At 72.4% G+C, this 16,483-nt stretch carries 21 protein-coding genes; 15 read left to right on the forward strand and 6 right to left on the reverse strand.

Annotated elements, in window-relative coordinates:
- Positions 1 to 27 precede the first annotated feature (27 nt).
- A complete protein-coding gene (locus tag AB0389_RS27835) occupies positions 28 to 657 on the reverse strand; it encodes an ATP-dependent Clp protease proteolytic subunit (RefSeq protein ID WP_366398250.1) in 630 nt (209 codons plus the stop codon).
- 194 nt (positions 658 to 851) lie between these two features.
- Between AB0389_RS27835 and AB0389_RS27840 the strand changes: the two genes are divergently transcribed.
- Entirely contained in the window at positions 852 to 1,136 is a 285-nt protein-coding gene (locus AB0389_RS27840; protein WP_366398251.1) for a type II toxin-antitoxin system Phd/YefM family antitoxin, read from the forward strand.
- A 74-nt stretch (positions 1,137 to 1,210) separates the two neighbouring features.
- On the opposite strand, the gene AB0389_RS27845 is transcribed toward AB0389_RS27840, so the two are convergent.
- Positions 1,211 to 2,221: an ABC transporter permease gene (locus AB0389_RS27845; protein WP_366398252.1), complete on the reverse strand. Its 1,011-nt coding sequence runs from the start codon at positions 2,219 to 2,221 to the stop codon at positions 1,211 to 1,213.
- Positions 2,222 to 2,340: 119 nt separating this feature from the next.
- Here AB0389_RS27845 and AB0389_RS27850 point away from each other — a divergent pair, with 119 nt between their 5' ends.
- The 8 genes from AB0389_RS27850 to AB0389_RS27885 all read left to right on the forward strand — a co-directional run bounded on the left by AB0389_RS27850 (position 2,341) and on the right by AB0389_RS27885 (position 9,561).
- Positions 2,341 to 2,994, forward strand: a complete 654-nt coding sequence (locus AB0389_RS27850) for a TetR/AcrR family transcriptional regulator (protein WP_366398253.1) — start codon at positions 2,341 to 2,343, stop codon at positions 2,992 to 2,994.
- A 116-nt stretch (positions 2,995 to 3,110) separates the two neighbouring features.
- The gene (locus tag AB0389_RS27855; protein ID WP_329070742.1) at positions 3,111 to 3,413 is read left to right on the forward strand and encodes an urease subunit gamma; all 303 of its coding nucleotides are present in this window, start codon (positions 3,111 to 3,113) and stop codon (positions 3,411 to 3,413) included.
- 16 nt (positions 3,414 to 3,429) lie between these two features.
- On the forward strand, positions 3,430 to 3,741 hold the full coding sequence (locus tag AB0389_RS27860) for an urease subunit beta (protein WP_366398254.1): 312 nt from the start codon (positions 3,430 to 3,432) through the stop codon (positions 3,739 to 3,741).
- Entirely contained in the window at positions 3,734 to 5,488 is a 1,755-nt protein-coding gene (locus tag AB0389_RS27865; protein ID WP_366398255.1) for an urease subunit alpha, read from the forward strand. Before AB0389_RS27860 ends, AB0389_RS27865 begins: the two co-directional genes overlap by 8 nt.
- A complete protein-coding gene (locus AB0389_RS27870; RefSeq protein WP_366398256.1) occupies positions 5,488 to 6,207 on the forward strand; it encodes an urease accessory UreF family protein in 720 nt (239 codons plus the stop codon). Before AB0389_RS27865 ends, AB0389_RS27870 begins: the two co-directional genes overlap by 1 nt.
- A gap of 71 nt (positions 6,208 to 6,278) precedes the next feature.
- A complete protein-coding gene (gene ureG / locus AB0389_RS27875) occupies positions 6,279 to 6,956 on the forward strand; it encodes an urease accessory protein UreG (RefSeq protein ID WP_366398257.1) in 678 nt (225 codons plus the stop codon).
- Positions 6,953 to 7,705: an urease accessory protein UreD gene (locus AB0389_RS27880; RefSeq protein WP_366398258.1), complete on the forward strand. Its 753-nt coding sequence runs from the start codon at positions 6,953 to 6,955 to the stop codon at positions 7,703 to 7,705. Before ureG ends, AB0389_RS27880 begins: the two co-directional genes overlap by 4 nt.
- Positions 7,706 to 7,929: 224 nt before the next feature.
- Positions 7,930 to 9,561: an alpha/beta hydrolase gene (locus AB0389_RS27885; protein ID WP_366398259.1), complete on the forward strand. Its 1,632-nt coding sequence runs from the start codon at positions 7,930 to 7,932 to the stop codon at positions 9,559 to 9,561.
- Between the two features lie 56 nt (positions 9,562 to 9,617).
- On the opposite strand, the gene AB0389_RS27890 is transcribed toward AB0389_RS27885, so the two are convergent.
- Positions 9,618 to 10,673 carry an NAD(P)-dependent oxidoreductase gene (locus tag AB0389_RS27890; RefSeq protein WP_366398260.1) on the reverse strand — a complete coding sequence of 352 codons (1,056 nt, stop codon included), beginning with the start codon at positions 10,671 to 10,673 and terminating at the stop codon, positions 9,618 to 9,620.
- A 250-nt stretch (positions 10,674 to 10,923) separates the two neighbouring features.
- Here AB0389_RS27890 and AB0389_RS27895 point away from each other — a divergent pair, with 250 nt between their 5' ends.
- The 5 genes from AB0389_RS27895 (at position 10,924) to AB0389_RS27915 (ending at position 13,178) form a co-directional block, all read left to right on the forward strand.
- Positions 10,924 to 11,412, forward strand: a complete 489-nt coding sequence (locus AB0389_RS27895; RefSeq protein WP_366398261.1) for an Asp23/Gls24 family envelope stress response protein — start codon at positions 10,924 to 10,926, stop codon at positions 11,410 to 11,412.
- Between the two features lie 95 nt (positions 11,413 to 11,507).
- Positions 11,508 to 11,684, forward strand: coding sequence for a hypothetical protein (locus AB0389_RS27900; protein ID WP_366398262.1), 177 nt, complete (start codon positions 11,508 to 11,510; stop codon positions 11,682 to 11,684).
- Between the two features lie 5 nt (positions 11,685 to 11,689).
- Positions 11,690 to 12,064, forward strand: a complete 375-nt coding sequence (locus tag AB0389_RS27905) for an Asp23/Gls24 family envelope stress response protein (protein ID WP_366398263.1) — start codon at positions 11,690 to 11,692, stop codon at positions 12,062 to 12,064.
- Positions 12,061 to 12,606 (forward strand): DUF6286 domain-containing protein, encoded by a 546-nt coding sequence (locus AB0389_RS27910; protein WP_366398264.1) that lies wholly within the window; start codon positions 12,061 to 12,063, stop codon positions 12,604 to 12,606. Before AB0389_RS27905 ends, AB0389_RS27910 begins: the two co-directional genes overlap by 4 nt.
- Entirely contained in the window at positions 12,603 to 13,178 is a 576-nt protein-coding gene (locus AB0389_RS27915) for a hypothetical protein (RefSeq protein ID WP_366398265.1), read from the forward strand. The genes AB0389_RS27910 and AB0389_RS27915 overlap by 4 nt, the downstream gene beginning before the upstream one ends.
- Positions 13,179 to 13,223: 45 nt before the next feature.
- Here AB0389_RS27915 and AB0389_RS27920 read toward each other — a convergent pair whose 3' ends face one another.
- Entirely contained in the window at positions 13,224 to 13,730 is a 507-nt protein-coding gene (locus AB0389_RS27920; protein ID WP_366398266.1) for a hypothetical protein, read from the reverse strand.
- Positions 13,731 to 13,802: 72 nt separating this feature from the next.
- On the opposite strand from AB0389_RS27920, the gene eno reads away from it, so the two are divergent.
- On the forward strand, positions 13,803 to 15,116 hold the full coding sequence (gene eno, locus AB0389_RS27925; RefSeq protein ID WP_366398267.1) for a phosphopyruvate hydratase: 1,314 nt from the start codon (positions 13,803 to 13,805) through the stop codon (positions 15,114 to 15,116).
- Positions 15,117 to 15,222: 106 nt separating this feature from the next.
- Here eno and AB0389_RS27930 read toward each other — a convergent pair whose 3' ends face one another.
- Both AB0389_RS27930 and AB0389_RS27935 read right to left on the reverse strand, forming a co-directional pair.
- A complete protein-coding gene (locus tag AB0389_RS27930; protein ID WP_366398268.1) occupies positions 15,223 to 15,381 on the reverse strand; it encodes a hypothetical protein in 159 nt (52 codons plus the stop codon).
- A 61-nt stretch (positions 15,382 to 15,442) separates the two neighbouring features.
- Positions 15,443 to 16,414, reverse strand: coding sequence for a cytochrome c oxidase assembly protein (locus AB0389_RS27935; RefSeq protein ID WP_366398269.1), 972 nt, complete (start codon positions 16,412 to 16,414; stop codon positions 15,443 to 15,445).
- Positions 16,415 to 16,483: the final 69 nt, after the last annotated feature.

Below are 16,483 nucleotides of genomic sequence, written 5' to 3' on the forward strand. Positions count from 1 at the left end.
GTTGCGACCGGGGGCACGTTGGCCCGTTCATCGGCTCCGGAGTGCCGAGGTCTTCCGGCTCTCGATCACGTGATCGATCAGTCCGAACGCTTTCGCCGCAGGAGCGTCGAAGACCGTGTCGCGGTCGATGCTCGCGGCGATCGTCTCCGGGCTCTGTCCGGTGTGCCGGACGAGCATCGACGCGAGCAGCTCCCGCTGCCGCAGCAACTCCTCGGCGTGGATCGCCAGATCGGACGGCTGGCCCATGACCGTCTCCTCGACGGCCGGCTGCTGGAGGACGAACCGGGCCCCCGGCAGCGCCATCCGCTTGCCCGGCGTGCCGGCGGCGAGCAGGACGGCGGCGGTCGAGACGGCCTGGCCGAGACAGGTCGTCTCCACGTCGCAGCTGACGAGCTGCATCGTGTCGTAGATCGCGGACAGGGCGCTGACCGAACCGCCGGGCGAGTTGATGTAGACGCGGATGTCGCGGTCGGGCGCGTCGTATTCGAGATGGACGAACTGGGCGATCACATCGTTGGCCGCGGTCTCGTCGACGGGGGTGCCGAGGAAGATGATCCGGTCCTCGAAGAGCTTGGAGTACGGATCGAGGGTCCGGCTCCCGTTGGTGGTCCGCTCGGTGAACTCGGGCAGGACGTAACGGGCGGAAGGGCGGTTCATGGCAGACCTCTCCTTGTGCGCGGCCGTCCGGTGAAAATGTACAGGACGTACAGAACGTTATAGCGCGAGGCCGGTGACGGAGCGAGGAAGGAAGCGGTGCGAGGGTCTGTTCTCGGCCACCCGGCCCCGCGAGTCCACCCCTGGCCCGACCCCTTTTCCCCCGGCGCGGAAACGGCGCCGAATAGGCTGAGGGCATGGCCTACGAGATTCCGGTGACGCAAGCCCGGGCAGAGCTGGCGGATCTGATCAATCGCGTCGTCTACGGCGGCGAGCGCGTCGTCGTGACCCGGCACGGCAAACCGCTCGTCGCGCTGGTCTCCGCCGCCGACCTGGAGCGGCTGGAGGCCGGGCCGGACGCGGCGCCCGAGGGGGAGCAGGTGATCAGCTCGGTCTCGGTGATCGGCTCGACGCCGCCCCCGTCCGTCGCCGGGGAGCGCCGGCGCTTCGGCATCGCGGCCGAGCATGCGCCCGACGTGTAGGGACGTACACGAAAAGACCGCGCGTCCCCGTCCGCTACAGCGGGGACGCGCGGCCGGACTGCGGGGGTGGCGGGTCAGCCGACGGCCGCCACCGGTTCGGGTACGTCCGTCCTTGCCGCCGTCGGTGCGGGTGTGGCGGCAGCGGATGGCCGGATCCGGCCACCGGCGAGCACCGCCACCAGCCCGAGCCCCGCCCACAGGGTGAGCGTCAGTACCGGAGTTCCGGCCGCGCTGCCCCCGAAGTAGGCGACCGATCGCAGCAGCGAGCCCCCCGCGCCCGGCGGCAGCCACTGGCCGATCGCTCCGACGGGCGCCGGAAGCAGTTGCGGCGCGCTCGTCACCCCCGAGAACGAGTTGCCGAGCAGCACCATCAACAGCGCGCCCAGGCCCAGCCCGGCCTTCCCGATCAGCGTCGCCATCCCGGCGATCCCCGCTCCGATGGCCAGTACGGTCAGCCCAATCGCTCCGGCCTCGGCCCACCGGTCACCGGCGAGCACCCCCAGCCAGCTGTGGGCCAGCGCGGTGGCGACGATCCCGGCCGCCGCCGCCGCGCCGATGAGCGGCACGACGGCCCGCACCCCGCGCAGCCCCAGTACGGTCACCACCACGCCGGACATGACTCCGGCCAGTGCCAGCGGCAGGATGCTCGCGCCGAGCGCGCTGCCCCGGGGATCGCCCGCCGGCGTCGGTACGACATCGGTCACCGCCACCGGGACGCCACCGGCCGCCGGGTCGGCCACCGCCTGGGTGAGCAGCTGGGCCACCACCGGGCTCGCCGCCGACGCGGTCAGCAGCCGGGTGCCCGCCGGGGTGATCACCACCGCGCCGTATACGACCCGGTCCTTGATGGCGCTGCGGGCGGCCGCCTCGTCGCCGTAGTGGTGGAGGTCGAAGGCGCCCGGGTACGCGGTTTCGAACCGCTGCTCCAGCGGGCCCGTGGCGGACGCGGAACCGGCGATCCCTACCGGGAGGTCGCGCGGGGCGATTCTGGCGGCCGGCCAGGCGAAGGCCCAGAGCGCCAGGGCCGAGACGAGGGGGATGAGGATCATCACCGCGATCATGCGGCGCGGCGCTGTGGCGGGCATGGGGGCCTCCGGGGGAGAAGTAATTTAAAGCGAAGGATCGTTCGTTTTATTTTCAGGCCCACTGTCGGCCAAGGCTCTGTCGCTTGTCAAGAAGGAATGCTCGTTTTAGGTTGGGCGACATGGCCCGTGTATCCCAGGAACACCTCGACGCCCGACGTCGGCAGATCCTCGAGGGCGCCGCCCGCAGCTTTGCCGCGAACGGCTTCCACGCCACCTCCATGCAGGACGTACTGCGTGAGGTGGGCCTCTCCGCCGGTGCGGTCTACCGGTACTTCTCGGGCAAGGAGGAGCTGATCGCGGCCATCGTCGCCGAGGTGCTCGGTTCGATTGGGGGCGCGTTCGAGGAGGCGGCGCGGCGGCGCCCCCTGGAGGCCCCGGACGTGGTGCTCGGCCGGGTGGCTGCCGAGGTGTTCCAGGGGCCGTCCATGGCGGCGGGGCCGGGGCTGCCCGGCTGGTCGCGGCTGATCGTCCAGGTCTGGGCGGAGACGCTGCGCGACGAGGGGCTGGCCGCGCTGCTGTATGCCGGGTTCGCGAAGATGCGGGGCGTCTGGATCGAACTGGTCGAGGCGTACCAGGAGGCCGGGCTGATGCGCGCGGACCTCCCGCCGGACGACATCGCCCGGACCATGATCGCCACGGCTCAGGGCTTCGCCGTCCAGTACGCGCTCTTCGGTGAAGTGCCCATCGAGGTACTCCAGAACGGGGTGCGCGGCCTCATGTCGATGGGTGCCGACGCGCGGACAGTTAACGTGCAGGAAAAACTTCCGTCCTAACGTGCGACGCGTGTGACGCCAACGTTGTTCAACAATCTGTTGAATGGGGTTAGGCTCGCGCCGCGCCCGGATCGTCGCCGGGCCGGAGCCGATCCGGAGGACGATGAGGTGGAAGCGTGCAACTGACCCCGCACGAGCAGGAACGTCTGCTCATCCATGTGGCCGCTGACGTGGCCGCCCGGCGCCGGGCGCGTGGGCTGCGGCTCAACCACCCCGAGGCCGTCGCCCTGATCACCGCGCATCTGCTCGAAGGCGCGAGGGACGGCCGTACGGTCGCCGAACTCATGGTGTCGGGGCGCGAGGTGCTCGGCCGTGACGATGTCATGGAGGGGATCCCCGAGATGATCCACGATGTGCAGGTGGAGGCCACCTTCCCGGACGGCACCAAGCTCGTCACCGTCCACGATCCGATCGTCTGACGGGGGAGCGGCGCCGATGATTCCCGGAGAGATCCTGTACGCCGAGGAGCCGGTCGTCCTCAACGAGGGCCGCGAGGTCACCTCGCTGACCGTGCTCAACACCGCCGACCGGCCCGTCCAGGTCGGCTCGCACTACCACTTCGCCGAGACCAACCCCGGTCTGGAGTTCGACCGTGCCGCCGCCCGCGGCAAGCGGCTGCACATCGCGGCCGGTACGTCCGTACGGTTCGAGCCCGGCATCCCCGTCGCCGTCGTCCTCGTACCCCTGGCCGGCGCGCGTGTCGTGCCGGGGCTGCGCGGAGAGACCGGAGGTTCCCTCGATGACTGAACCGACCGAACGTTCCACGTCCGCCCCGGTCGCACTGTCCCGCGCGCGGTACGCCGATCTCTTCGGCCCCACCACCGGCGACCGGATCCGGCTCGCCGACACCGCCCTGCTCGTCGAGATCGAGGAGGACCGCTCCGGCGGCCCCGGACTCGCCGGGGACGAGGCCGTGTTCGGCGGCGGCAAGGTGATCCGCGAGTCGATGGGGCAGTCCCGTACGACCAGGGCCGAGGGCGCGCCCGACACCGTGATCACCGGCGCTGTGATCATCGACCACTGGGGCATCGTCAAGGCCGACGTCGGGATCAGGGACGGCCGGATCACCGGCATCGGCAAGGCCGGCAACCCCGACACCATGGACGGCGTCCACCCCGAGCTGGTCATCGGCCCCGAGACCGAGATCATCGCGGGCAACGGACGGATCCTCACCGCCGGCGCCGTCGACGCGCATGTCCACTTCATCTCGCCGACCATCGTCGACCAGGCCCTGTCGTCCGGCGTCACCACCCTCGTCGGCGGGGGCACCGGACCGGCGGAGGGCACGAAGGCCACCACCATCACCCCGGGCTCCTGGCACCTCGCCCGGATGTTCGAGGCGCTGGAGACCTTCCCCGTCAATATCGGGCTGCTCGGCAAGGGCAACACGATGTCGCGCGACGCGATGCACGCCCAACTGCGCCACGGCGCGCTCGGGTTCAAGATCCATGAGGACTGGGGCGCCACCCCCGCCGTCATCGACGCCTGTCTGCGCGTCTGCGAGGAGACCGGCGCCCAGCTCGCCATCCACACCGACACACTGAACGAGGCCGGTTTCGTCGGCGACACCCTCGCCGCCGTCGCCGGGCGCACCCTGCACGCGTACCACACCGAGGGCGCGGGCGGCGGCCACGCGCCGGACATCATCACGGTCGTCTCCGAGCCGAACGTCCTGCCCAGCTCCACCAACCCGACCCGGCCGCACACCGTCAACACCATCGAGGAACACCTCGACATGCTGATGGTCTGCCACCACCTCAACCCGTCCGTGCCCGAGGACCTCGCCTTCGCCGAATCCCGGATCCGGCCCTCCACCATCGCCGCCGAGGACATCCTGCACGACCTCGGCGCCATCTCGATCATCTCCTCGGACGCCCAGGCCATGGGGCGGGTCGGCGAGGTCATCATGCGGACCTGGCAGACCGCGCACGTGATGAAGAAGCGCCGGGGCGCCCTGCCGGGCGACGGCCGCGCGGACAACCACCGGGCCCGCCGCTACATCGCCAAATACACCATCAACCCGGCCGTCGCCCAAGGGCTCGACGGGGAGATCGGCTCCGTGGAGCACGGCAAACTCGCCGATCTGGTGCTCTGGGACCCGGCCTTCTTCGGCGTCAAGCCGCTGCTCGTCATCAAGGGCGGCCAGATCGCCTACGCGCAGATGGGTGACGCCAACGCGTCCATCCCCACCCCCCAACCCGTCATGCCACGGCCGATGTTCGGCGCGCTCGGCCGGGCCGCCGCTGCCGGGTCCCTCAACTTCGTCGCCGAGGCGGCGATCGAGGATGCGCTGCCCGAACGCCTGGGCCTCGCCAAGCAGTTCGTACCGATCCGCAACACCCGGCGGCTCGGCAAGGCGGACATGCGGGAGAACGACGCGCTGCCCCGCGTCGAGGTCGACGCCGACACCTTCACGGTGACGATCGACGGCGAACCGGTCGAGCCCGCGCCCGCCGCCGAACTCCCGCTGGCCCAGCGTTACTTCCTCTTCTGATGAACCGTCAGGAAGAGGGGCGGGCGGCCGGGGCAGGCGGTGGCGCCGGCCTCGCCGCCCTCCTCGTCCTCGCCGACGGGCGCTTCCCGGCCGGCGGCCACGCCCACTCGGGCGGTGCCGAACCCGCCGTCAAGGCGGGCCGGATCCGGGACGCCGCCGGCCTGGCGGCCTTCTGCCGGGGCCGGCTGCACACCACCGGCCTCACCGCGGCGGCGCTCGCCGCCGCGGCGGCCGGCGGTCTCGACCCGCTCGTCCTCGACGAGGCGGCCGACGCCCGTACCCCCTCGCCCGCCCTCCGCGCCACCGCGCGCAAGCTTGGCCGGCAGCTGATGCGCGCCGCCCGGGCCACCTGGCCGAGCGCCGAGCTGGCCGCGCTCGCCGCAGCCCGGCCGCGCGGCGCGCACCAGCCGGTGGTCCTCGGCCTCACCGCCCGCTCCGCCGGCCTCACACCCCGGGACGCGGCGTACTGCGCGCTGTACGAGACGGTCAGCGGCCCGGCCACCGCCACCGTACGGCTGCTCAGCCTCGACCCCTTCGAGGCCACCGCCGTACTCGCCCGGCTCGCCCCCGAACTGGACGAGGCCGCCGCCCGCGCCACCGAGGCGGCGGCCCGGGCCGCGCACGAGGGAACCGACGCGCTGCCCGCCGCCTCCGCGCCCCTGCTCGACATCGCCGCGGAGGCGCACGCGGCCTGGCCGGTCCGGCTCTTCGCCTCGTAACCCCCAACCCGTGACCCGCGCCCGCCGCGTACCCCGCCCCCACCGGAGCCCAGCAGCCCAGGAGCCGCACCATGCATCTCGACCACAGCCACGAAGGCCCGGCCGCCGTCAGCGCCGACGCCGTACGCCCCGACGGCCGGCGGCGCGCCCTGCGCATCGGGCTCGGCGGCCCCGTCGGCTCCGGCAAGACCGCGACCGTCGCCGCGCTCTGCCGCGCCCTGCGCGACCGGCTCTCGCTCGCCGTCGTCACCAACGACATCTACACCCGCGAGGACGCCGAATTCCTGCTCCGGCACGCCGTCCTGCCACCGGAGCGCATCCAGGCCGTGGAGACGGGGGCCTGCCCGCACACCGCCATCCGCGACGACATCTCCGCCAACCTCGAAGCAGTCGAGGACCTGGAGGACGCCGTAGGACCGCTCGACCTGATCCTCGTGGAGTCCGGCGGCGACAACCTCACCGCCACCTTCTCCAGGGGGCTCGTGGACGCGCAGATCTTCGTCATCGACGTCGCGGGCGGCGACGACATCCCGCGCAAGGGCGGCCCCGGCGTCACCACCGCGGACCTCCTCGTGATCAACAAGACCGACCTCGCGCCGTACGTCGGCTCCGACCTCGGCCGGATGGCCCGCGACGCCAAGGAGCAGCGTGGTGAACTGCCCGTCGCCTTCACGTCCTTGAAGGCCGAGGACGGCGTGGCGCCGGTCACCGGCTGGGTGCTCGCCCGGCTCGCCGACTGGACGGCGTGAGCGTCCGCGCGACCGCCCGGATCGTCGCCACCCGCGCCGGGCTCCCGGTGCTGGCCGGCGAGGGCCCGCTGGCGGTACGCCGTACCCGCGCCGAGGGCCCCGGCAGCCGGGTCACCGTGGTCGGCGCGATGAGCGCGCCCCTCGGCGGGGACCGGCTCGCCATCGAGGCGGAGGTACGGGACGGCGCCCGCCTCACCGTGGACTCCGCCGCCGCGACCGTCGCCCTGCCCGGACGCCGCGACGGCGCCGACGGCCCGGCGCACTACGCCATACGGCTCACCGTCGGCGAGGACGCCGAGCTGAACTGGCTGCCGGAGCAGCTGATCTCGGCGTACGGCAGCGACCTGCGCATGCGCACCCGCGTCGAACTCGCCGCCACCGCGCGGCTGGTGCTGCGCGAGGAGCAGATCCTCGGCCGGCACGGCGAGGGTCCCGGCACCCTCTTCAGCCGGCTCACCGTCCACCGCGCGGGACGCCCGCTGCTCGACCAGGAAGTCGCCCACGGCCCCGGCGCGCCCGGCGGCTGGGACGGCGGGGCGGTCCTCGGCGGACACCGGGCCGTAGGTCAACTGCTCTGCGTGGCGCCCGAGTTCGAGGAGAAGCCGGTGGAGCCCCGGATGCTGGGCGACACCGCCGTACTCACGCCGCTCGCCGGACCCGCCGTCCTGGTCACGGCGGTCGCGTCGAACGCGCTACGGCTGCGGCACATACTGGACGGGGCACGGGAGGACCTGCGGCACGGTCGGTGACACCACCCACGGCCCGAAGGAGCGGACGCGTACCGCTGAGCGGTACCGCACTCTGGCGGTTATGGGTTGGGTAAAGAATGGTTCGCCCGGTCTGTTCTCAGCCGCCTCACAGGCGCGAGGATCCCAGGACCGACCGAAACCGATCATCAACAACGGATCATTAAACAAGCGATCATCGGACCGCGCCGCCAGAAGCGGCGCACCGAACTTGGGGGAGGAACGACGTGAGACGCTCCACAGCGCTCGGCGCCGCCGGCACTCTGATAGCGGGCACACTCATCGCCGGCGCGATGGCGGCCCCGGCCGCGAACGCCGACGGCGGAGCCGCCGCTCGTACCACCGCGTCCCGTGACGCCGCCGCCCGTGCCACGGAGGCCCGCACCACGGCCGCCGCGGCCGCCGGCGTGGCGCTCGCCGCGGGCCGGGCCGCGAAGCAGGGCATCGACTGGCAGGACTGCCCGGCCGACTGGGGTCTGGAGAAGCCCATCCAGTGCGGCTGGGTGAAGGTCCCGCTCGACTACACGAAGCCCCACGGCAAGCAGATCAAGATCGCCGTGGACCGGATCGGCTCCACCGGCACCCCGGCCGAGCGCCAGGGCTCGCTGGTCTACAACCCGGGCGGCCCCGGCGGCTCGGGCCTCGCCTTCCCGCGCCGGGTCGTCACCAAGAACGCGATCTGGGCGGACGCGGCCAAGGCGTACGACTTCGTGGGCTTCGACCCGCGTGGTGTCAACCGCTCCGCGCCCATCTCCTGTGTCGACCCGCAGGAGTTCGTCAAGGCGCCCAAGGCCGACCCGGTCCCGGACAGCGAGGCCGACAAGCGCGCCCAGCGCAAGCTGGCGGCCGAGTACGCGGCCGGCTGCAAGGAGCGCAGCGGCGAGATGCTGCCGCACATGACGACGCCGAACACCGCCCGCGACCTCGATGTCATCCGGGCCGCGCTCGGCGACCGCAAGCTCAACTACGTGGGCGTCTCGTACGGCACGTACCTCGGCGCGGTCTACGGCACGCTCTTCCCGACGCACGTACGGCGCATGGTCGTCGACAGCGTGGTCAACCCGTCGCGGGAGAAGATCTGGTACCAGTCCAACATGGACCAGGACATCGCCTTCGAGACCCGGTTCCAGGACTGGATGAAGTGGGTCGCCGCGAACGACGCGACGTTCCACATCGGTGACACCGCCGCCAAGGTCGCCCAGCAGTGGGACGCCCTGCGCGCCGCCGCCAAGAAGGCGCCGCTCGGCGGGATCGTCGGGCCCAACGAGCTGCTCGGTGTGTTCCAGAGCGCCCCGTACTACGACTCCGCGTGGATCTCCACCGCCACCCTCTGGAGCAAGTACCTCGCGGGTGACACCCAGCCGCTGATCGACGCCGGTTCGCCGGACCTCACCGACATCGCCGGCAACATCAAGTCGGAGAACGGCAACGCCGTCTACACCGCAGTCGAGTGCACCGACGCCAAGTGGCCCACCGACTGGAAGACCTGGGACCGGGACAGCACCCGGATCCACCAGGACCACCCGTTCCTGACCTGGTCCAACACCTGGATGAACCTCCCCTGCGCCACCTGGGGCGTCAAGCAGCAGACCCCGGTGGAGGTCAGGACCGGCAAGGGCCTGCCGCCCGTGCTGATCACCGCGTCCACCCGTGACGCCGCCACGCCGTACGCGGGCGCCGTCGAACTGCACAAGCGCTTCAAGGGCTCCCGCCTCATCACCGAGAAGGACGCCGGCTCGCACGGCATCACCAACCTGCTCAACCCGTGCGTCAACGACCGCGTCAAGGCATACCTGCTGACGGGCGCGCTCGACAGCGCCGATGTGACGTGCGCCCCGCACGCCACGCCCAAGCCGTAACACGGTGACGGGGGCGGCCGGCCGAGGTGACCGGCCGCCCCCGTCGTTCACGTACGTCAGACCTCGCCCCGGTCGTACGCCGCCAGCCAGGCGTCCTCGGCCTCGTACGCGAACAGCCGGTCCGCGCCGTAACTCCGGACCATCTTGGGGAAGACGTCCTGCCAGTCACGCCCGCGCAGCTCCGCGACGAGCCACTCGACGGTCGCCGGCAGCGACTCGACGTAGCCGGTGACCGGCCGGTACCCCAACTCCCGCTCGGCGGCCGTCATGTCCTGGACCGCGGGATGTTCCATGCCCCACGGATGCGCCCCCACCACCCCGTCCGGAGGCGGCCCCTCCACCCGTACGGTTTCGGTCTCCACGCCCAGTACGGCATCGATCGCCGCGCCGATCTCCGCGACCGTCGGCGCCTGCGGATCCCCCGCGTTGAGCACCCGCGCCCCCGGCTTCCGCGCCGCCAGCCTGATCAGCTCGGCCACGTTGGAGACATGCACCGGGTGGAAGCGGCTCCGGCCGCCGTAGGCCAGCACCCGCCGCCGGCGGCCGTCCAGCGCCCGCTGGACGAAGTACAGTTCGCGGGGCGTGCGGCAGTACGGCCCGTGGACCGCGCCCGCCCGCAGCAGTGTGACCGGCAGGACGTCGGCCGCCGCCAGCAACTCCCGCTCCAGCAGGGCCTTTCCGCGCGCGTAGGTCGCGTCGCCGGGGGCCACCGTCCGCTGGGTCTCGGGGATCGGCACCGGATAGCGCGGTGAGCCGCCCGGCTCGCCGTTCGTCTCAAGGCTGCGCCCCTCGTCGTCCTCGTACACCGCGCCGGTGGAGATGACGACCGCCGAGCCGATCCGGTCACCGAGCCCCACGAGCTGGTGCGCGTGCTGACGGCCGAACGCCACCAGATCCACCAGCAGTTCGGCCCCGTCGCCCACCACCGCGGCCAGCGCCGCGTCGTCGTCCCGGTCCAGCCGTACGCTCCGTACCTCCTGCGGCCACCGCTCGTCCCGGCCGCCGCCGAGCGACGCCGCGCACACCTCCCAGCCGTCCTCTGCGAGAGCCGACACCGCGACCCGCCCGATCTGTCCCGTCGCTCCGATGACCACTGCCCTGCCTCTGTCCATACGGGCGACGCTAGGCGCGCGGTGCTCCCGGGCCCAGGGCCTTCCGCCGTCGGCGAATCCGCTCTCAGCGGCGGGGACATGGGAACTTCCCGTTCGCGGAGAGCGGAGTGTGCGGGGCCCCCGATCGGCATGTGACTCAGGTCACAGGGATTCGTCCGTGATGATCCGTCGGGCGCCGGGTCCATCCGGTGTGGGAGTGAGCGGGGAACGCGAACTCCCCGCACCGCACACCGGACCAGAGGAGCACACCATGGCGAACACCGTCACCGCGGACAGCAAGGCCCCCGCGCACACCAACGACAGCAACGGCGCCAACGGCACCGCCCCCACCGGCAGTCCACTGGTCACCGAGAAGGGCACGACCACGATCGCGGACACCGTCGTCCAGAAGATCGCCGGCCTCGCCGCCCGCGAGGTGACCGGCGTGTACGCGCTGGGCGGCGGCGCCGTCCGGGCCTTCGGCGCGCTCCGCGAGCGCATCCCCGGCGCCTCCGCGAGCGTGGGGCAGGGCGTCTCGGTCGAGGTCGGCGAGCGGCAGGCGGCCGTCGACCTCCAGATCCTCGTCGAGTACGGCGTCTCGATCGCCGACCTGGCCCGCGCCGTCCGCCGCAATGTGATCGACGCGGTCGAGCAGATGACCGGCCTGGAGGTCGTCGAGGTCAACATCAACGTCAGCGACGTACACATCCCGGGTGACGACGAGGGTGACGACAAGACCGACTCCGGCCGCGTGCGCTGAGTACGGCCCGTACGCGACCGGCGCCCCGTCCCGTCACCGGACCGACCGATCGACCGACCGGCCACGATCGACCACCTCACCCAGGAGACCACCCCATGAGCAGTACCCACACCGGCCTGCTGACCGGTCTGGTCCTCGGACTCGCCGCGGCGTTCGGCGGGTTCGGCGCCTTCCTCACCGTTCTCGTCCTCGGCTTCCTCGGACTGCTCGTCGGGCTCCACCTCGACGGCCGGATCGACCTCGCCCAGCTCGTCGGCCGGGACAGGGGCTGATCGCGATGGCCACCACCATGACGCTCCCGCACGCGGGGGAGCGGGGCGTGACCACCATCGCCGCGCACGCCGTCGAACGGCTCGCGGCCCACGCGGTCACCGAGGTCGAAGGGACCGGCGGGACCGGCGCGGCCAGCGCGTCCGGCGGAGGGAAGCCCGGCCGTGCCGCCACCGTCACCGCCCGCGTCAAGGGTGAGGTCGCCTCGCTCGACGTCCGGCTCTCGGTGCTCTATCCGGCCTCCGTGGCCGGTACGACCGAGGCCGCGCGGGCCCATCTCATCGACCGGGTCGGCGAGTTCACCGGGCTGACCGTGTCCCGCGTGGACATCACCGTCACCGCGCTGCACAGCGACATCGCCGACGCCGGGAGGGTCCGGTGAAGCGCCGCCCGCGCCGCGCCCTGCCCGCCGCGCTGACCGCGCTGGCGCTGCTCGCAGGCTGCACGGTGGTCGCCGTCGTCGCCGTCCAGATGATCGCCGGCCGGCCCGAGTGGATCAGTTACCACGCGGTCGCCGACGCCCTCCACGCCACCCGCTGGACCGATCCGGCGCCGGCCGTCGCGGGCGCGGTCACGGCCCTGGCCGGGCTGCTGATGGTGGGGGCGGCGGTGCTGCCGGGACGGCCGGCCGTCCTGCCGCTGGCCGGCGACCCGGACGCCCCGGACGTCCTGGACGCGGGCGCGTCCCGACGCGGTCTGCGCGGGACGCTGCGGACCGCCGCCGCCGGGGTCGACGGGGTGAGCCGGGTCAGGGTGACGCTGCGCCGCCGCAGGATCGCCGCCCGGGTCAGGACCGACCGTACGAACACCGAAGGGCTCGCCGACGCCGTCCGTACCGCCCTCGAACAGCGCCTCGACCGGATCGGCCCGGCCGACCGGCCCGCCGTCAAGGTCACACTCCGCACCACCAGGAGCACCTCATGACCGGCCTCAACCGACCGGCCCGGCTCAACCGCGCGCTGCTGGCCCTGTCCGGTCTCCTCCTCCTCGCGGCCGGCGGCTTCGTCTGCGCCACCCATACCGGCCGGCTCACCGTCCTCGAACCGCACGCCCCCCTCGTCCCCGGCACCGGCACCCCGCCCACCTGGGTGCTGTACGCGACGGCCGCCACCGCGACCCTCGTCGGCCTGCTCGCCCTGCGCTGGCTGGCAGCCCAGTTCGCCCGCCGCCCCAAGTCCCGTACCTGGCGCCTGGAACGGGACCCCGACCGGGGCCGTACGGAACTCGCCGCGCGCACCGCCACCGAGCCCTTCGCGGGCGAGGTCGCCTCGTACGACGGCGTCCGCTCCGCGCGGGCCACCCTCACCGGCACACGCTGGAATCCGCTGCTCGTCCTGGTCGTCGCTGTCGAGGAGGGCGGTGACACGGGCGCCGTCCGCGCGCGGCTCGACGCGGAGGGCCTGCCCCGGCTGCGCCGGGCGCTCGACCTGGACGCCCTTCCGGTCACGGTGGAGTTCCGCTTCGCCGCGGTGGGCCCGGAGACCCGCGTCCGCTGAGTCCGGCGAGTCCGCCGATTCCGGCGGCTCCCGCCCCCGTACGCCCTACTCGCAGCGGTTCTCCTCCACGGTCACGGAGAGCGTGATGGCCCCGTGGTCCTCGACCTTGTCGGGTTCCGGCGGCGAGACGCGCAGGCAGTAGACGCTCGACACGTCCTCGGACGTGACCTCGAAGTCCGAGGTCCCGGAGGCCGCCCCGGCCGTCCCGCTCCCGTCCCGTATGCCCCGTACGGGCTCGACCTCGAAGCCGCCGCCCGAGGAGGGCGCCTCGCCGCTGTCGCGGATCGCCTCCCGGATCAGCGACGCGTAGGTGTTGACGAACCCCACCTGCTGCGGCTTCGCCTCCAGCGCCTCGGCCGCCTTGTGGACGCCCGCGCGCAACTCGCCCTCGCTCCACTTCGACGAGGCGAACAGGTGCCAGATCATCCCGAACGCGAGCACGACGGTGCCGAAGATGAGCCAGCGGGCCACCGGACTTCTCGTGTTGTACACATAGCGATTCGTCCCCCATCGAGAGCGGACGAAGATCGGCTCGTCATCATCTCCGCGCATGGACCGAGCTTAATACCTGGGGTATGTTCCGTAAATGAACAAAGCAACTCCGTCACACGCTCGGGGAGAACCATGACCGCGATCACCGGCATCACTGGACGCGAGATCATCGACAGCCGGGGCAACCCGACCGTCGAGGTCGACATCACTCTGGAGGACGGCTCGTTCGGCCGCGCCGCCGTCCCCTCGGGCGCCTCCACGGGGGCGCGCGAGGCGGTGGAACTGCGCGACGCCGACCCGGCGCGCTTCCACGGCAAGGGCGTCCGCCGCGCCGTCGCCGCCGTCAACGGCGAGATCGCCGCCGCCGTACGGGGCAGGGAGGCCGAGGACCAGGGCGGCCTCGACACCGCCCTGATCGACCTCGACGGCACCGCCGGCAAGGCCCGCCTCGGCGCGAACGCGCTGCTCGGCGTCTCGCTCGCCGCCGCCAAGGCCGCGTCCGCCGCCCACCGGCTGCCGCTGTACCGGTACGTCGGCGGTGTCGACGCGTCGTTGCTGCCCGTCCCGATGATGAACATCATCAACGGCGGCGCGCACGCCGACAATCCGCTGGACTTCCAGGAGTTCATGATCGCTCCGGTCGGCGCGGCCAGCTTCGCCGAAGCCGTCCGGATGGGCTCCGAGGTCTTCCACACCCTCCGCCGCGACCTGCGCTCCGCCGGCCACAGCACGGGCGTCGGCGACGAGGGCGGCTTCGCGCCCGAACTGCGCACCGCCGACGAGGCGCTGGAGTTCGTCGTCGCCGCGATCGAGCGCACCGGCTACGAGCCGGGCGTCGACATCACCCTCGTCATGGACCCCGCCAGCTCCGAGTTCTACCGCGACGGCGTGTACGACTACACCGGCGAGGGCGTGCGCCGTACCCCGGAAGAGCACGTGGAACACCTCGCCGGGCTGGTCGCCCGCCACCCCGTCGTCTCCGTCGAAGACCCCATGGCCGAGGACGACTTCGACGGCTGGCGGCTGCTCATGGCCCGGCTCGGCGACCGCTGCCAGCTCACCGGGGACGATGTCTTCTGCACCAACGAGGCGCTGCTGCGCGACGGCATCCGCGACGGCATCGCCAACTCGGTCCTGGTGAAGGTCAACCAGATCGGCACCCTCACCGAGACCCTGGCCACCGTATCCACCGCCCACCGCGCCGGATACACCGTGGTCATGTCCCACCGTTCGGGGGAGACCGAGGACACGACCATCGCGGACCTCGCCGTCGCGACCGGCTGCGGCCAGATCAAGACCGGCTCGCTCTCCCGCTCCGACCGCACCGCCAAGTACAACCAGCTCATCCGGATCGAGGAGGAGCTGGGCGACCGGGCGCGCTACGCGGGCCGCCGGGCCCTCGGACTCCGCACCGCCGCCGTGGCGGCGGGGGCAGGCGCGCGGTAACCCACGATCCCCGGCCGTACGGAACCCACCGCCCCGCTGTTCCGTGCGGCCGGTCCACGGGCGTACGGGCCCGCACCGTCCGCGTCCGGTGCGGGCCCGAAACGCCTCAGTGTCCCCGCGCCGCCACCATGCCGATCGTGACCAGGCACAGGACCACCCAGCCGAACCAGAGCCAGCCGTTGCTCCCGAGCGCCGCGGTGTAACCCGTCACCGCGACCAGCGCCGCGACGGTCATCACGCCCATCGTCTTCGTGGATCCGGACATACGCGTCCTCCTCCGGGCCGGGGCCGTGACCCCCATCGTCGCCCGGGACGCACGGTTCGCGCTACCGCCCCCGGGCCTGGAGCGAGGCCAGATAGGCGTTGTACTCCGCCAGCTCCTTGTCACCGTCCCGGTCCGCCGCCCGGTCCGAACGCTTCGCCTGCCGCTGCTCCGAGCGGTACCACTGGAAGACGAGCGCGACCAGGACCAGCACCGACGGGATCTCGCTGAACGCCCAGGCGATCCCGCCCGCCGCGTTCTGGTCGGTCAGCGCGTCGATCCCCAGCGAGGCCGACGGATCGCGGTACGTGGCGACCATCGGCTCGCTCGCCATCATCAGCGCGATGCCGAAGAAGGCGTGGAACGGCATCCCCGCGAAGAGCTCCAGCATCCGCATCACATAGCCGGGCCGGTGCGGCCCCGGGTCCACGCCCATGATCGGCCAGAAGAAGACCAGACCGACCGCCAGGAAGTGCACCATCATCGCGATGTGCCCGGCCTTCGACCCCATCAGGAAGTCGAAGAGCGGGGTGAAGTACAGCCCGTACAGGCTCGCGATGAAGAGCGGGATCGTGAAGGCGGGGTGCGTGATGATCCGCAGGTACCGGCTGTGCAGCAGCGCCAGCAGCAGCTCACGCGGCCCCTTGCGGGCGCGCCCGCCCGCGTCCCGGCCCGCCACCGGCAGCGCCCGCAGCGCCAGCGTCACCGGCGCGCCGAGCAGCATCAGGATCGGGGAGACCATGCTGATCACCATGTGCTGGACCATGTGCACGCTGAACATGACCATGCCGTAGTCGTTCAGCCCGGTGCACATCACCAGCGCCACGGTCAGCACCCCGAGGACGAAGGCGACGGTCCGCCCCACCGGCCACGCGTCCCCGCGCCGGCGCAGCCGCACCACACCCCAGCCGTACAGCGCGAGCGCCAGTACGCAGCCGACGAGGAAGAAGAGGTCGGGAGAGTACGCGAGCCCCCGCCCCAGCGTGAACGGCGGCAGATCCATGGTCATGCCGCCGCCGTGCCCGCCGTGATCCATCCGTGTACTCCCGATGCGCCTGTGTGGGACGTCGGCGGGACGGCCCGGCCCGATTCGCGCCGGTTGTCC

This window comes from Streptomyces sp. NPDC093109, assembly GCF_040701725.1.
Lineage (GTDB): Bacteria > Actinomycetota > Actinomycetes > Streptomycetales > Streptomycetaceae > Streptomyces.

What these genes read in the sequence shown, in the direction of transcription:
- AB0389_RS27920 (WP_366398266.1), bottom strand. Translation starts at nt 13,730, where the DNA reads ATGCGCGGAGATGATGACGAGCCGATCTTCGTCCGCTCTCGATGGGGG.
- AB0389_RS27840 (WP_366398251.1), top strand. Translation starts at nt 852, where the DNA reads ATGGCCTACGAGATTCCGGTGACGCAAGCCCGGGCAGAGCTGGCGGAT.
- AB0389_RS27870 (WP_366398256.1), top strand. Translation starts at nt 5,488, where the DNA reads ATGAACCGTCAGGAAGAGGGGCGGGCGGCCGGGGCAGGCGGTGGCGCC.
- AB0389_RS27935 (WP_366398269.1), bottom strand. Translation starts at nt 16,414, where the DNA reads ATGGATCACGGCGGGCACGGCGGCGGCATGACCATGGATCTGCCGCCG.
- eno (WP_366398267.1), top strand. Translation starts at nt 13,803, where the DNA reads ATGACCGCGATCACCGGCATCACTGGACGCGAGATCATCGACAGCCGG.
- AB0389_RS27890 (WP_366398260.1), bottom strand. Translation starts at nt 10,673, where the DNA reads ATGGACAGAGGCAGGGCAGTGGTCATCGGAGCGACGGGACAGATCGGG.
- AB0389_RS27865 (WP_366398255.1), top strand. Translation starts at nt 3,734, where the DNA reads ATGACTGAACCGACCGAACGTTCCACGTCCGCCCCGGTCGCACTGTCC.
- AB0389_RS27905 (WP_366398263.1), top strand. Translation starts at nt 11,690, where the DNA reads ATGGCCACCACCATGACGCTCCCGCACGCGGGGGAGCGGGGCGTGACC.
- AB0389_RS27850 (WP_366398253.1), top strand. Translation starts at nt 2,341, where the DNA reads ATGGCCCGTGTATCCCAGGAACACCTCGACGCCCGACGTCGGCAGATC.
- AB0389_RS27930 (WP_366398268.1), bottom strand. Translation starts at nt 15,381, where the DNA reads ATGTCCGGATCCACGAAGACGATGGGCGTGATGACCGTCGCGGCGCTG.
- AB0389_RS27835 (WP_366398250.1), bottom strand. Translation starts at nt 657, where the DNA reads ATGAACCGCCCTTCCGCCCGTTACGTCCTGCCCGAGTTCACCGAGCGG.
- AB0389_RS27845 (WP_366398252.1), bottom strand. Translation starts at nt 2,221, where the DNA reads ATGCCCGCCACAGCGCCGCGCCGCATGATCGCGGTGATGATCCTCATC.
- ureG (WP_366398257.1), top strand. Translation starts at nt 6,279, where the DNA reads ATGCATCTCGACCACAGCCACGAAGGCCCGGCCGCCGTCAGCGCCGAC.
- AB0389_RS27915 (WP_366398265.1), top strand. Translation starts at nt 12,603, where the DNA reads ATGACCGGCCTCAACCGACCGGCCCGGCTCAACCGCGCGCTGCTGGCC.
- AB0389_RS27860 (WP_366398254.1), top strand. Translation starts at nt 3,430, where the DNA reads ATGATTCCCGGAGAGATCCTGTACGCCGAGGAGCCGGTCGTCCTCAAC.
- AB0389_RS27900 (WP_366398262.1), top strand. Translation starts at nt 11,508, where the DNA reads ATGAGCAGTACCCACACCGGCCTGCTGACCGGTCTGGTCCTCGGACTC.
- AB0389_RS27895 (WP_366398261.1), top strand. Translation starts at nt 10,924, where the DNA reads ATGGCGAACACCGTCACCGCGGACAGCAAGGCCCCCGCGCACACCAAC.